The sequence below is a fragment of the Ruminococcus sp. RTP21484sp1_RTP21277st1_D2_RTP21277_210401 genome (assembly GCF_040924225.1).
Classification (GTDB): Bacteria; Bacillota; Clostridia; order Lachnospirales; family Lachnospiraceae; genus Blautia_A; species Blautia_A faecis.
This window is the reverse complement of sequence record NZ_JBCOMJ010000014.1, coordinates 56,915-72,151: the sequence shown is the minus strand read 5'-3', so window position 1 is coordinate 72,151 and position 15,237 is coordinate 56,915. Positions and strand designations below refer to the sequence as shown.

The following is a 15,237-nucleotide window of genomic DNA, read 5'->3' as shown; positions in this document are numbered from 1 at the left end:
CGGAATACTGCCTTCTGAATAGTTACATAAAACATTATACAGGAATCTTACCACAAATGATAGACCAGGTTGTATTTTCCTCTATCCATATTTTTCCTTACCCTCGCCTACGGCGGATTGTCTCAAGCAGCATTTCCCTTGCTGCTGCAGTGTGTTCCTGCCGGGCTGCACTTTTTTGTGTAACTGTAAGTTCCATAGAATTCTCTGTTACACAAAAATCCCCCAAAGCAACATTTCTGTCACCCTGGGGGATTTCATATTTTATCGTTTATTCTTCACTGTCTTCAGAAGAATCCTCATCCTCAAATGTATCCTCATCCTCATCCACTGCAAGATCTGCCTCATCAGCAGTCTCCAGCTCTTCTGAGTCTTCCGCTACATCCAGCACATCCTGATCCTCGTCGTCCATTTCATCAAATTCGATTTCTTCTGGCTCTTCCGGCATTCCTGTATCAAGCTCTACATCGCTGTAGCACTTCATACCTGTACCAGCTGGAATCAGTTTACCGATGATTACATTCTCTTTCAGACCGATCAGATGGTCAACCTTACCCTTGATGGCAGCTTCGGTCAGAACCTTGGTAGTCTCCTGGAAAGAAGCAGCTGATAAGAAGGAATCAGTTGCCAGAGATGCCTTGGTAATACCAAGCATTCCCTGTTTTCCAATTGCAGGACGTAATCCCTCAGCTTCCAGTTTCTCATTTACTTCCTCATACTCGAGGAAGTCAACAAGTGTACCTGGCAGGAACTCAGAATCTCCGTTATCCTCGATACGGATTTTCTTCAGCATCTGATGAACGATAACCTCGATATGTTTATCGTTGATCTCAACACCCTGAAGACGGTATACACGCTGAACCTCACGGATCATGTAATCCTGAACTGCACGAACACCCTTGATTCGAAGGATATCATGCGGGTTTACACTACCTTCTGTAAGCTCATCACCAGCCTCCATAACCTGTCCGTCCATGATCTTGATACGGGAACCGTATGGAATCAGGTAAGTCTTGGAATCACCAGTCTCCGGATCTGTTACGATGATCTCTCTCTTCTTCTTGGTGTCATTGATTGTAGCAACACCCTTGATTTCAGTGATAACAGCAAGTCCTTTCGGCTTTCTTGCCTCAAAAAGCTCCTCGACACGAGGAAGACCCTGTGTGATATCTCCACCGGCAACACCACCTGTATGGAAAGTACGCATGGTCAGCTGTGTACCTGGCTCACCGATAGACTGTGCAGCGATGATACCGATGGACTCACCAACCTGTACCGGCTCACCGGTAGCCATGTTTGCGCCATAGCACTTCGCACACACACCAACCTTACACTTACAGCTCAGGATGGTACGGATCTTAACCTGCTCAACAGCACCTCCGGTAATGTTGTCTACACCCTCTTTCATGATACGTGCAGCACGCTTCGGAGTGATCATGTGGTTTGCTTTTACAAGGACTTCGCCCTCTTTATTCTTAATGGTCTCGCAGGAGAAACGACCTGTAATACGATCCTGAAGGCTCTCGATCTCCTCCTTGCCATCCATGAAACCTTTTACATACATACCGGAAATCTCTGCTCTGTTCTCACAGCAGTCCATCTCACGTACGATCAGATCCTGAGATACGTCAACAAGACGTCTTGTCAGGTAACCGGAATCGGCTGTACGAAGAGCGGTATCAGAAAGTCCTTTACGAGCTCCATGAGCGGACATGAAATATTCCAGTACGTCCAGACCCTCACGGAAGTTTGACTTGATAGGAAGCTCGATTGTATGTCCGGTTGTATCGGCCATCAATCCACGCATACCTGCAAGCTGTTTGATCTGTTTATCAGATCCACGGGCACCAGAGTCAGCCATCATGAAGATGTTGTTGTACTTATCAAGTCCGGAAAGAAGTGCATGAGTAAGCTCATCGTCAGTCTTCTTCCAGGTATCCACAACCTCTTTATAACGCTCTTCCTCAGTAATAAGACCACGTTTATAGTTCTTTGTGATCTTATCTACAGTATCCTGTGCAGCCTTGATCATCTCAGGCTTCTGCGGCGGCACGGTCATATCAGAAATAGATACAGTCATGGCAGCTCTTGTAGAATACTTGTAACCCATAGCTTTGATAGAGTCCAGAACCTCAGCAGTCTTGGTTGCTCCGTGAGTATTAATAACTTTTTCAAGGATCTGTTTCAGCTGTTTCTTACCAACCAGGAAGTCAACCTCAAGAAGAAGTTCATTTCCCGGAATGCTTCTGTCAACAAATCCAAGATCCTGTGGCAGGATCTCATTGAACAGGAAACGTCCCAGTGTAGACTGCACGTTGCCTGTGAAAGTGCTTCCATCCGGCATTACCTTGCTGCAGCGGACAAGAATCTTGGACTGCAGAGTAATTACCTGATTCTCATATGCCAGAATTGCCTCATTTACGCTCTTGAAGAACTTTCCTTCTCCCTTATTTCCAGGTCTTTCCTGTGTCAGATAGTAAATACCAAGGACCATATCCTGTGAAGGAACGGCTACCGGTCCACCATCAGAAGGTTTCAGAAGGTTGTTCGGAGACAGAAGCAGGAAACGGCACTCTGCCTGTGCTTCCTGGGACAGTGGAAGATGGACAGCCATCTGGTCACCATCGAAGTCAGCGTTGAAAGCGGTACAAACAAGCGGATGAAGCTTAATAGCCTTACCTTCTACAAGGATCGGCTCAAACGCCTGGATACCCAGACGATGCAGTGTAGGTGCACGGTTCAGCATAACCGGATGTTCTTTGATAACATCTTCCAGAACGTCCCATACAGCTGGCTCAAGCTTCTCTACCATCTTCTTGGCATTCTTAATATTGTGAGAGGTACCGTTTGCTACCAGTTCTTTCATAACGAAAGGCTTAAACAGCTCGATTGCCATCTCTTTTGGCAGACCGCACTGATAAATCTTCAGCTCTGGTCCAACAACAATAACGGAACGTCCGGAGTAGTCAACACGCTTACCAAGAAGGTTCTGACGGAAACGTCCGGATTTACCTTTCAGCATATCAGAAAGGGATTTCAGGGCTCTGTTTCCAGGACCTGTAACCGGACGTCCACGACGACCATTGTCGATCAGGGCATCAACTGCTTCCTGAAGCATACGTTTCTCATTGCGGACAATGATATCCGGAGCACCAAGCTCCAGCAGTCTTTTCAGACGATTATTACGATTAATGATTCTTCTGTACAAATCATTCAGGTCAGATGTCGCAAAACGTCCACCATCCAGCTGTACCATAGGACGAAGATCTGGCGGGATTACAGGAACAACATCAAGAATCATCCACTCAGGACGGTTTCCTGACTCGCGGAAGGATTCAACAACCTCAAGACGTTTGATGATCCTTGCACGCTTCTGGCCTGTTGCCTTAACCAGCTCTGCCTTTAATTCAGCGGAATCCTTCTCAAGATCGATAGCCATAAGGAGCTCTTTGATAGCCTCAGCACCCATGCCTACGCGGAAGTTATTTCCGTAAGACTCACGGGCATCCTGATATTCTCTCTCTGTAAGGATCTGCTTGTACTGAAGTCCGGAATCTGCCGGATCCAGTACAATATAATTTGCAAAGTAAAGAACTTTCTCCAGTGTTCTTGGAGTCAGATCCAGGATAAGTCCCATACGGGACGGAATACCCTTGAAATACCAGATATGGGAAACAGGAGCAGCAAGCTCAATGTGACCCATACGCTCTCTACGAACGGAAGCCTTGGTAACCTCAACGCCGCATCGGTCGCAGACAACACCTTTATAACGGATTTTCTTATATTTACCGCAGTGGCACTCCCAGTCCTTGCTTGGTCCGAAAATTCTTTCACAGAAAAGTCCGTCTTTCTCCGGTTTCAAGGTACGGTAGTTGATGGTTTCCGGTTTTGTAACCTCACCTCTTGACCACTCTCTGATCTTTTCCGGGGACGCCAGTCCGATTTTAATGGCATCAAAAGTCATTGGCTGATATGTTTCATTGGTATTGGTTGATTCTGCCATGTATTCTTTTCCCCTTTCTACTCTTCGATATCATCGTAGGAATCGTCGATTTCGGATTCATAATCCTCTTCTTCGTCCTCGTCCACATCAACAAGTTCCTCTCCGTCAAACTCCTGCTTGGTATAGCCATGTTTGCTGAAGGATTCCTCTCCTCTGTGGCCGCGGGAATCTCCCTCGATAACTGCACGAAGATCGGTTTCGCCGTAATCTACATTCTCCATGATCTGAACTTCTGTCTGATCATCTTTGAGCACACGTACATCCAATGCCAGGGACTGGAGCTCTTTAAGAAGAACCTTAAAGGATTCCGGAATACCAGGCTCAGGGATGTTATCACCCTTGATGATTGCTTCATAAGTCTTCACACGACCGACTACATCATCGGATTTAACTGTCAGGATTTCCTGGAGTGTATAGGATGCACCGTATGCCTCCAGAGCCCAAACCTCCATCTCTCCGAAACGCTGTCCACCGAACTGAGCTTTACCACCCAGTGGCTGCTGTGTAACCAGAGAGTAAGGACCTGTGGAACGGGCATGGATCTTATCATCAACCAGATGATGCAGTTTCAGGTAATGCATGTGTCCGATTGTGGTCGGACCGTCGAAGAACTCTCCGGTACGTCCGTCACGAAGCTGTACTTTACCATCTCTGGAAATCGGAACACCTTTCCACAATGCTCTGTGGGCTTTGTTCTCATCCAGATACTGCATTACATCAGGTGCCAGAATGTCTTTGTATTTCTCACGGAACTCTTCAAAATCTTCTGTATTTACATAGTCATTTGCAAGTTCCAGTGTATCCTGGATATCATTCTCGTTTGCACCATCGAATACCGGTGTGGAAATATTAAAGCCAAGTGCTTTGGCAGCAAGACTTAAATGAATTTCCAGGACCTGTCCAATGTTCATACGGGAAGGTACACCCAGCGGGTTCAGCACGATATCCAGTGGACGTCCGTTCGGAAGGAATGGCATATCCTCAACCGGAAGTACACGGGAAACGACACCCTTGTTACCATGACGACCAGCCATCTTATCACCAACGGAGATTTTTCTCTTCTGTGCGATATAGATACGTACAGACTGATTAACTCCTGGAGACAGCTCATCACCATTTTCTCTTGTGAATACCTTGGCGTCTACAACGATACCATACTCACCGTGTGGTACCTTAAGGGAAGTATCACGAACCTCACGTGCTTTCTCACCGAAGATTGCACGAAGAAGTCTCTCCTCTGCTGTAAGCTCAGTCTCTCCCTTAGGAGTAACCTTACCAACAAGGATATCACCAGCACGAACCTCTGCACCGATACGAATGATTCCGCGCTCATCAAGATCCTTGAGTGCATCATCACCTACGCCTGGAACATCACGAGTGATCTCTTCCGGTCCAAGCTTTGTATCACGGGATTCTGCTTCATATTCTTCAATGTGAACAGATGTATAAACATCGTTCTGTACAAGTTTCTCACTTAACAGTACGGCATCCTCGTAGTTATAACCTTCCCAGGTCATAAATCCGATCAGAGGGTTCTTGCCAAGAGCAAGCTCTCCCTGAGAAGTAGACGGACCATCGGCAATAACATCACCTGCTTCAACGTGCTCGCCCTGATTAACGATCGGACGCTGGTTGTAACAGTTGCTCTGGTTACTGCGCATGAATTTGGTAAGATGATAATCATCTTTTGTTCCATCATCATTCTTGATGCTGATATCGGTAGATGTGGAGCGAAGTACAGTACCAGACTTTCTTGCAACCACACAAACACCGGAGTCAACAGCTGTCTTTGCTTCCATTCCTGTACCAACAACTGGTGCTTCTGTAGTAAGAAGCGGAACGGCCTGACGCTGCATGTTTGATCCCATCAGCGCACGGTTCGCATCATCGTTCTGAAGGAATGGGATCAGGGCTGTAGCTACAGAGAATACCATCTTAGGAGATACGTCCATGTAATCAAACATCTGACGCTCATACTCCTGAGTCTCTTCACGATAACGACCGGAAACGTTCTTACGAACGAAATGTCCTTCTGCGTCAAGTGCCTCATTCGCCTGTGCTACATGGTAGTTATCCTCTTCATCAGCGGTCATGTAAACAACTTCGTCAGTTACACGCGGATTCATAGGATCCGTTTTATCAATCTTACGGTAAGGTGCCTCAACAAATCCGTACTGATTCAGCTTTGCATAAGATGCAAGGGAGTTGATCAGACCGATGTTCGGACCCTCAGGAGTCTCGATCGGGCACATTCTTCCGTAATGGGAATAGTGAACGTCTCGAACCTCGAATCCGGCTCTGTCTCGTGACAAACCGCCAGGTCCAAGTGCGGAAAGACGTCTCTTATGGGTCAGCTCACCAAGAGGGTTGTTCTGATCCATGAACTGTGACAGCTGGGAAGATCCGAAGAACTCTTTTACAGCAGCTGTTACAGGTTTGATATTGATCAAGGACTGCGGGGAAATGCTCTCCACATCCTGTGTTGTCATTCTCTCACGAACCACACGCTCAAGTCTGGAAAGACCGATACGGTACTGATTCTGAAGCAGTTCACCAACCGCACGGATACGACGGTTTCCTAAGTGGTCGATATCGTCGTCATTTCCAATGCCGTATTCCAGATGCATATTGTAATTAATAGAAGCAAAAATATCTTCTCTTGTAATATGTTTCGGAATCAGGTCATGGATATCTCTGCGGATAGCAGCAATTCTATCCTCAAGTGTGTCATTTTCTTCCAGAATTTTTTCGAGTACAGGGTAATATACTAACTCTGTAACCCCAAGCTCTTCCAGGTTCTCAATTTCTGGCAGATAGTGATGCATGTCTACCATTAAGTTAGAAAGGACTTTAATTCTGCGGTCTTCTTCACCCTGGATCCATACAAATGGAACTGCAGCGTTCTGAATGGCATCAGCCAGTTCTCTGGTTACGATAGTACCAGCCTCTGCAAGAATTTCTCCTGTAGAGCCCTCAACCACATCGTCAGCCAGCTTATGACCAACAATTCGTTTATTGAAATGAAGTTTCTTATTAAATTTATAACGTCCGACCTTGGCAAGATCATATCTTCTCGGATCAAAGAACATCGCATTGATCAGGCTCTCTGCGCTCTCAACTGCAAGCGGCTCGCCTGGACGGATTTTCTTATACAGTTCAAGAAGACCTTCTTCATAATTTGTAGAAGTATCCTTTGTGAAACTTGCAAGGATCTTCGGCTCTTCGCCAAACAGATCAATGATCTCTGCATTGGAACCAACACCAAGTGCACGGATCAGTACAGTGATCGGAACCTTACGGGTTCTGTCCACACGCACATAGAATACATCGTTGGAGTCAGTCTCATATTCCAGCCATGCTCCTCTGTTAGGAATTACTGTACAGGAAAACAGTCTCTTACCGATTTTATCGTGTGCAATGGCATAATAGATTCCAGGGGAACGTACTAACTGGCTGACAATAACACGCTCAGCACCGTTAATGACGAAAGTTCCTGTCGCGGTCATAATCGGCAGGTCTCCCATGAAAATCTCGTGTTCGTTGATCTCATCTGTTTCCTTGTTAATCAGTCTCACTCGAACCTTCAAAGGTGCGGCATAAGTTACGTCACGTTCTTTACACTGCTCGATGGTGTATTTAGCCTCTTTTTCATCAAATGTGAAGCCGATGAATTCAAGACTGAGCTTTCCGCCGTAGTCTGCGATTGGAGAAATATCGTCGAATACTTCATTCAATCCTTCGTCGAGAAACCACTGGTAAGAATCCTTCTGGACCTCGATCAAGTTCGGCATTTCCAGGACTTCTTTTTGTCTCTGGTAGCTCATTCGCATGCTTTTTCCAGTTTTTACAGAACGAATTCTGTTTTTTTCCATTGACGTTTCACCCCTGTTTTATTTTATTTATTACAACATCAGCCCGCTCTGCTGCATAAGCATAGTAGGCATATCTTGCCATAATATAGCATTCTTCACTATAGCACAACAAAAAAAGCCTGTCAAGCACTTTTCTGTTGTTTTTTCATTTGTTTTTTATTTGTAATTGCTGAATAGTTATAATTTATTTTACTTTTCTCTTGCTATAAGAAAGGTTTCCATATTTATCCGATAATACAAAGAGAAGCGTCGTTCCTTTTTTCTGTTTTTTGATAGAAATATTATATTTCTTTTTGGAATTGATGCTTCCTCTGCCGATTTTTTTATTCTTGTTTCTGCTTACTGCATAAATTGTAAGCTTCTTTCCACCCGCCGCTTTGCCTGTGATCTTCACTGACTTTCTGGTGATCTTAGACGCAGTAGGCATTTTCACGGAAATGATTCCAGTGCTGTTTTCCGCATAAATTGCATAAGTACTGCCATTATTCTCCAGACGGTTCTTTTTGTTTCCGGAAATCTTTGACCTGCTTACATATAAACCGCATTTTCTGCTGCCAGTAACCGCATTTCCATAAAGTTTTCCAGTCTGACTTGCGATCACTTGGATTCCTCTGCCGTTCACATTCGTAATCCTGTTAGATTTTATAACAGCATTTCCAATATTTTCCACATATATTCCGTCCAGCATACAGCCTTTCACCTGATTCGCTGTGATCTGACACTCCTCGCTGCCCCAGAGAACAATTCCGTTCTTTTTTCCGGAGGATATACGGTTCCGGCTTACTTCACACCCGTCAGAGCCATTTTCCATAAGAATTCCATCACCGCCGATACCTGAAATCACATTATCCAGGACTTGATTCTCTGTGGATGGAGTCCCCAGCTTTCCGCCGTCATAAGCGTAGATTCCTACATTTTTACAACCTGATACCTGATTATCTTTTATCACATTTTTGGAAGAAGCAGACAGGTAAATTCCCATATTGGAAAAGGATGCAGTTTTTTGCAGTTTCAACTGATTATTTTCCACTGTACAGCCATCAGCTAGATAAAGGCGAATTCCATTTCCATTCCCTGTGATCATATTTCCCTTTACCTCAACACCGGTTTCCTTATAAATACCTGTCGGAATTCCCTTAGCCTGTGCCTTTGAGCTGTCACTTACCCAGGCTCCCTGGACTTCAATTCCATATCCTCTCCATGTGTTTCCATTGATCTGGCTCACTGAAGAAATAGAAATCTGATTGTTTTTCACGGAAATGCCCGCATTCTGGTGGTTTCCTGCCATTCCCGCAGCAGTTCCTGGCATAAGATGGGTATTCGGGAAATACATGCAGCTCACAAGCACTCCGCCGCCTGCATTCTCTATTATATTGTCCTCCACAGCAGAATCCACGTAATTCAGGCACCAGACAGCTCTCTTTTTCACATTTCGAAAGGTATTCCCCTGAATCACGATGTTCCGGTATGGTCTGTCGTAAATCATGCTGTGACTGCCCACTCCTGCAAACACATTCTCAAAAATGTTATCCGTAATCCTGACATTCTCACAAACTGCTCCATCAAAGGGCTGATATCCTGGAAAAATATAGTCCAGACATGCATCCAGCTGAATGCATTCCTGTCCGCCGCCTTCATATTCCTGCCAATATCCCCGGAATGTACAGCCAGTCACGGTTACATCTTCCGTACCTGCCAGCTCAAGAAAATGAGATTTCAAATTGTTTAGAAATGTTACGTTCTTCACAGTTACGTGTCTGGCATGTCCAATCCTGAAGCCTACAAAACCGCCTGTGCCTTCCTTATCTTCGACAACCGGGTAATTCAGATCCCAGGTTCCGCCTTCAATGGTGATATTGTGATATCCATCATAACCTCCGGCAGAAAGTATGTCATCTCCCAGTCTGAGGACCACATGCTTATCTGTACAGGATTTCGTCAGTACAGCTCCTTCTGCATAAAGAGTAAGATTGCTGTACATATGGATAGTTCCGGAAATCAGATAGCTTCCCTGCGGGATGATTACCGTACAAGGAGTTTCATCTGTAGCTCTCTGCCCCATAAAGTGAAGCACTGTATTCAAGGTTTCGGTAATATCACTTCCATCAGCCACATCTAAAGTCACTACTGTAGCGTTTTCGGGAATAGCCACCAAAATCTGCTGTTCATTACCAGAAGGTACAGGTGTAAGCGGAGTTTCTTCTGGCTCCTCTTCAAAATCATTATCAGACTCATCTGCTGAAAAAAATCCCACCTCAGCTGTTCCGCCATAGAAGCCAGTCTCATCCTCTTCCATTTCCGGCTCAAGATCGCAATCTGAAAAGCTGTCTTCAAAATTCTCCGTCACATTTTCTGCTGATTCAGCATATATAACAGAACTGCCTCCCAGATATAAAGAAACTCCCAGTAATGTTACAGTCAAAAACATTTTTATATTCATTCAGAATCTCCTTGCACAAAAAGAATCCTGATTGCAGGAAACTCCAACAGAATTTCCTGTTACACAAAAAAATCCCCGCAGTGGCCTGCACGACAGACTTCTGCGGGGAGCATGGTTCGCTTAAATACACCTAAATTATTTAAGAGTAACTTTAGCGCCTTCAGCCTCAAGTTTAGTTTTGATATCCTCAGCCTCTGCTTTGGAAGCGCCCTCTTTAACCATTTTCGGAGCACCATCAACAACTTCTTTAGCTTCTTTAAGACCTAAGCCTGTGATCTCACGAACAACTTTGATAACTTTAACTTTGTTAGGACCTACTTCTGTAAGCTCTACGTCAAACTCATCTTTCTCCTCAGCTGCTTCACCAGCACCTGCTGCTGCTACAACAACGCCTGCTGCTGCGGATACACCGAACTCTTCCTCGCAAGCTTTTACTAAATCATTTAACTCTAATACAGATAACTCTTTGATTGCTTCGATAAACTCAGCTGTTGTTAACTTTGCCATTATAATTTTCCTCCATTTTTAAATTTTTTGTGGAATCAATGATTCGATTCAGCGACAGAAGCTTAAATTATTCTGCTGCTGGTGCCTCAGCCTCTCCGCCCTTCTGCTCTGCGATCTGATTAAGCACACGAGCAAAGTTGGTAATAGGAGACTGGATACTTCCAAGCAGTTTGCCAAGAAGTTCTTCTCTGGACGGGATCTGGGACAGTGCCTGGATTCCTGCCTGATCGTTGTAGTTACCCTCAACAATACCAGCTACTAACTCAAGTGCCGGATACTGTTTTGCAAATTTAGCAAGGATTCTTGCAGGAGCAGTAGCGTCTGTTGCAGAAATTGCAATAGCGTTTGTTCCATGTAAGTGCTTGTCAAGATCTGCACATGGAGTACCTTCAAATGCACGACGCATTAAAGTGTTTTTGTAAACCTTGTACTGTACGCCGGACTCTCTTAACTCTTTACGTAAAATAGTATCCTGCTCAACTGTAAGACCACTGTAGTCAACAAGAACAACAGCCTGTGCGTCTTTAATATTGTTAGCGATTTCTTCTACGATTGGTTGTTTCAGTTCTACTTTTGCCATGAAATGGTACACCTCCTTATAGAATTTGATATACCGCCAAAAAAAGCCTTACTGTAAGACAGCAAGGCTTAACGTAATTCTTACGAAAGAATACTTAGTCCTCGGTAGGCGTTTTAATCCTTATGCCTTACGGCACCTACTGTCTTCGGCAGCGTTCTGTAATAAAATACCACGTTCGATTTTATTTGTCAATAGTAATTTTAATTTTTTTACATCTGTATGAACCATTTATGATAATGTCCTAATATACCATAAAGGAAAATGTCCCAATGTAGTATAATGCTTCCATCAACAGATGGAGGTAACGATTATCAGAAAGGTAGAATTATCAATGGATGAACAAAAGAAATATGAGGTGATCAAATCATTGGCAGATCATCCAGCCCCTAACAAGCAGAGAGCTGCCCTTACTCTCGGTTGTACTGTACGTCACATTAACCGTATGCTTAAAGGCTACAAAGAACATGGCAAAGCCTATTTTATCCATGGCAACAGAGGACGTAAGCCAGCCAATACCATCCCCAATGAAACTCGTAATCTTGTTGTCGATTTATACCGCAACAAATACTATGATGCCAATTTTGAACATTTCACTGAGTTATTAGGAAAACATGAAGATATCTACCTCTCCCCTTCAGCGGTTATGTCTATTCTCGAAGCTGAATACATTCTCTCTCCCAAGGCTACAAAAGCTAAGAAAAAGAGAATCAAAGAACAATTAAAAGCCGATAAAAAAGCGGCGAAATCTCAGAAAGAAGCGGATCAGATACAGATTAATCTTGTTGCTCTTGAGGACGCCCATTCCCGCCGTCCCAGAGCCGCTTATTTCGGTGAACTGCAGCAAATGGACGCAACTCCCTACGAATGGATCCCCGCTCAGATATGGCATCTGCATCTGGCTATAGATGATGCTACAGGAAGGATTACCGGCGGTTGGTTTGATACCCAGGAAACTCTGAATGGCTATTACCACGTTTTCCATCAGATTCTCACAACTTACGGTATCCCCTACAAGTTCTTTACAGACCGCCGTACTGTTTTCACCTATAAAAAGAAAAACTCCCCATCTATCGATGAGGATACCTATACGCAGTTTGCCTATGCCTGTAAACAGCTTGGGGTTGAACTGGGATCAAGCAGTGTGCCTCAGGCAAAAGGACGTGTAGAACGTCTGAACCAGACGCTACAGTCGCGCCTGCCAGTCGAGTTGAGACTTGCAGGCATAACGACCATAGACGCTGCCAATGAATTCCTAAACTCCTACATAAAGGAATTCAATGAGAAGTTTGCCCTTCCCCTTCATGGTATCAAGTCTGTGTTCGAAGTGCAACCTAAAATTGAAAAAATCAACCTGATTCTTGCAGTTTTATGCGAAAGAACGGTAGATACCGGACACTGTTTAAGGCATTCCAATAAATACTACCGTATGATTGACAGCAGAGGCAATCAGGTCCACTACCGAAAAGGAACAAAGGTAATGTTTATTCAGGCTTTTGATGGCAGTCAATACTGCTGTGTAAATGACAAAGACATCTATGCACTGGAAGAAATACCCGAGCACGAAACAAAATCAAAAGACTTAGATATAGACTATACTCCGCCAAAACCAAAGAAGCCCCGCATTCCACCAATGAACCACCCCTGGCGTCGTCAACAGTTTGGAAAATTTGTCAAACAGCAAGAACACCACCAGAATGATCAAGATACAAAAATTGCCTGAGGAATGAAGCACATCAATATAACAAGCCCCAGCAAAAAGCCGGGGCTAATACTTCAATTATTTTAGGACATTTTCAAAAACGCTTGACACCATATACCAGTGGAGATTGTTACTGTTTATGATTTACTGTTCACGCCGACCAGTAACACGCTTCGCGATGCACAGAAAGACGAACCTTCTTGTGACAAGCACAAGAAGTAGCATTTGCTGCGCAAACTTAATCCTCATGTTTTCTGTGAACTTTGTTCACAAAAAACACCCGGGAGTACAGAGACAATCCTCTGTTCCCGGGTGTTTCTTCATCAGTTAATTTTTTTCAGCCAGAAGAAGCCATATGCAGGCACATTTACACCTGCAGCCTCCATCTCCTGTCCGGTAATCAGATCCTTGTAAATTCCATCACGTTCATTAATCCATGCTGTCTTATCATATTCACTAAAGTTAAACAGGCCGTAAATTTTCTCCCCTTCATAATAACGGCCAATGCAGAGAATACTGTTATCCCATGTATCCACAGTCCAGGTATCTGCATTTGTCATAAATGCCTTCTCTGTTTTGCGGATTTTTTCCAGCTGGAGCAGACGTTTGTTCAATTTACCCTCCACAGTTCTGGCGTTGCCGCTCATGGCTGCGCGATCCCAATTCATAGCCCCTCTGTGAATGTATCGGGAATCCGGTGCTTTGTCCGGATCATTTTTGTATGAATAATCATTTACCTGTCCGATTTCATCTCCACTGTAGATCACAGGAATTCCTGACTGCATGAACATATAGGCATGAAGCATAACATCCAGCTGGATTGCTTTTTCCATCGCCGTTTTGTTTTTCTCAAATCCTGCCTTCTCAATACCGCACATGGATGCGGTGGTTCCACAGAATCTTGCATCTCCGGTAACCGGATCCTCATTGTAAAGCACTCCGCGACTGTTGCTCTCCCCTGCAAAGCCCTGGAAATAGTCATTGAGATATTTCTTATGAGAACGTTCTTCAATGCCTTCCTGCTGAAGTGTAGCATAGTCCAGTCCCCAGCCAATATCATCGTGGCAGCGCAGATAATTCAGGAATACGTAATCCTTCGGCAGACCATTTACAATATCAAGCTGTTTTTTCAGAAGGCGCACGTCCCTTGTGGCAACGGTATGCCATGTAGTTGCCATTGTAGTTACATTGTAAAGCATATGGCATTCCGGTTTTTCTACAGTCCCAAAGTATGGCACAACCTTTTCAGGCTCCATAACTACTTCTCCAAGAAGAATCACTCCCGGGCATACAATCTCGCTGATCAGACGCATCATACGCACAATGGTGTGTACCTGTGGAAGATTCCGGCATGGTGTGTTCAGCTCTTTCCAGATATAGGGAACTGCATCAATTCGGATTACATCAATTCCCTTGTTTGCAAGGAAAAGGAAATTATACATCATCTCATTGAAAACCCGCGGATTTCCATAGTTCAGATCCCACTGATAGGGGTAAAAGGTTGTCATTACATAATGCCCGATTTCCGGCAGCCAGGTGAAATTACCCGGTGCAGTAGTTGGAAATACCTGAGGTACTGTTTTCTCATAGAGGGACGGAATATACGGATTGTCGTAGAAGAAATAACGGCTCATATATTCCCCGTCGCCCTGGCGGGCTTTTTTTGCCCATTCATGATCCTCAGAGGTATGATTCATTACAAAATCCATACATACACTGATGCCTTTTTTATGGCAGGCATCTGTAAGTTCTTCCAGATCATCCATAGTTCCCAGATTTTCCTGTACTTTACGGAAATCAGCCACTGCATAACCGCCATCAGAACGGCCTTTCGGCGTATCCAGGAACGGCATCAGATGAATGTAATTTACATTGTTTTTTTCCAGATAGTCAAGCTTGCTTTCCACACCTTTCATGTTTCCTGCAAAATTGTCTATGTAAAACATCATGCCAAGCATGTCATTTTTCTTGTACCAGCCCGGATCTGCTTCACGCTTTCGATCCAGCGCCTTCAATGTGACGGTTCGTTCTTCATAGAAGCGGTGCAGCTGGTCGCATAACTCGAAAAACATGGAATCATTTCCATAAAGCTCCATGTACAGCCAGCGTAATTCATCTGTTTTCTTTGCCATACGCTCC

General features: G+C 44.4%; 7 protein-coding genes and 1 other annotated feature. Of the genes, 1 reads left to right on the top strand and 6 read right to left on the bottom strand.

Annotated elements, in window-relative coordinates:
- Positions 1 to 268 precede the first annotated feature (268 nt).
- The 5 genes from rpoC to rplJ form a co-directional block, all read right to left on the bottom strand.
- The gene (rpoC, locus tag AB5706_RS10900) at positions 269 to 4,000 is read right to left on the bottom strand and encodes a DNA-directed RNA polymerase subunit beta' (RefSeq protein WP_148463547.1); all 3,732 of its coding nucleotides are present in this window, start codon (positions 3,998 to 4,000) and stop codon (positions 269 to 271) included.
- 17 nt (positions 4,001 to 4,017) lie between these two features.
- On the bottom strand, positions 4,018 to 7,872 hold the full coding sequence (gene rpoB, locus AB5706_RS10895; protein WP_118583310.1) for a DNA-directed RNA polymerase subunit beta: 3,855 nt from the start codon (positions 7,870 to 7,872) through the stop codon (positions 4,018 to 4,020).
- 184 nt (positions 7,873 to 8,056) lie between these two features.
- Positions 8,057 to 10,312 (bottom strand): right-handed parallel beta-helix repeat-containing protein, encoded by a 2,256-nt coding sequence (locus tag AB5706_RS10890; RefSeq protein WP_173772033.1) that lies wholly within the window; start codon positions 10,310 to 10,312, stop codon positions 8,057 to 8,059.
- Between the two features lie 135 nt (positions 10,313 to 10,447).
- Complete coding sequence (gene rplL / locus AB5706_RS10885) at positions 10,448 to 10,819, bottom strand: 50S ribosomal protein L7/L12 (RefSeq protein WP_118583314.1); 372 nt, start codon at positions 10,817 to 10,819, stop codon at positions 10,448 to 10,450.
- 67 nt (positions 10,820 to 10,886) lie between these two features.
- On the bottom strand, positions 10,887 to 11,399 hold the full coding sequence (gene rplJ, locus AB5706_RS10880; protein WP_118583316.1) for a 50S ribosomal protein L10: 513 nt from the start codon (positions 11,397 to 11,399) through the stop codon (positions 10,887 to 10,889).
- Between the two features lie 30 nt (positions 11,400 to 11,429).
- Positions 11,430 to 11,566 (bottom strand) — a sequence feature (ribosomal protein L10 leader region).
- Between the two features lie 164 nt (positions 11,567 to 11,730).
- Between rplJ and AB5706_RS10875 the strand changes: the two genes are divergently transcribed.
- A complete protein-coding gene (locus AB5706_RS10875; protein WP_177975411.1) occupies positions 11,731 to 13,119 on the top strand; it encodes an ISNCY family transposase in 1,389 nt (462 codons plus the stop codon).
- A gap of 302 nt (positions 13,120 to 13,421) precedes the next feature.
- Here AB5706_RS10875 and AB5706_RS10870 read toward each other — a convergent pair whose 3' ends face one another.
- Positions 13,422 to 15,230 (bottom strand): amylosucrase, encoded by a 1,809-nt coding sequence (locus AB5706_RS10870; RefSeq protein WP_347160929.1) that lies wholly within the window; start codon positions 15,228 to 15,230, stop codon positions 13,422 to 13,424.
- Between the last annotated feature and the right edge of the window lie 7 nt (positions 15,231 to 15,237).

What these genes read in the sequence shown, in the direction of transcription:
- rpoC (WP_148463547.1), bottom strand. Translation starts at nt 4,000, where the DNA reads ATGGCAGAATCAACCAATACCAATGAAACATATCAGCCAATGACTTTT.
- rpoB (WP_118583310.1), bottom strand. Translation starts at nt 7,872, where the DNA reads ATGGAAAAAAACAGAATTCGTTCTGTAAAAACTGGAAAAAGCATGCGA.
- AB5706_RS10890 (WP_173772033.1), bottom strand. Translation starts at nt 10,312, where the DNA reads ATGAATATAAAAATGTTTTTGACTGTAACATTACTGGGAGTTTCTTTA.
- rplL (WP_118583314.1), bottom strand. Translation starts at nt 10,819, where the DNA reads ATGGCAAAGTTAACAACAGCTGAGTTTATCGAAGCAATCAAAGAGTTA.
- rplJ (WP_118583316.1), bottom strand. Translation starts at nt 11,399, where the DNA reads ATGGCAAAAGTAGAACTGAAACAACCAATCGTAGAAGAAATCGCTAAC.
- AB5706_RS10875 (WP_177975411.1), top strand. Translation starts at nt 11,731, where the DNA reads ATGGATGAACAAAAGAAATATGAGGTGATCAAATCATTGGCAGATCAT.
- AB5706_RS10870 (WP_347160929.1), bottom strand. Translation starts at nt 15,230, where the DNA reads ATGGCAAAGAAAACAGATGAATTACGCTGGCTGTACATGGAGCTTTAT.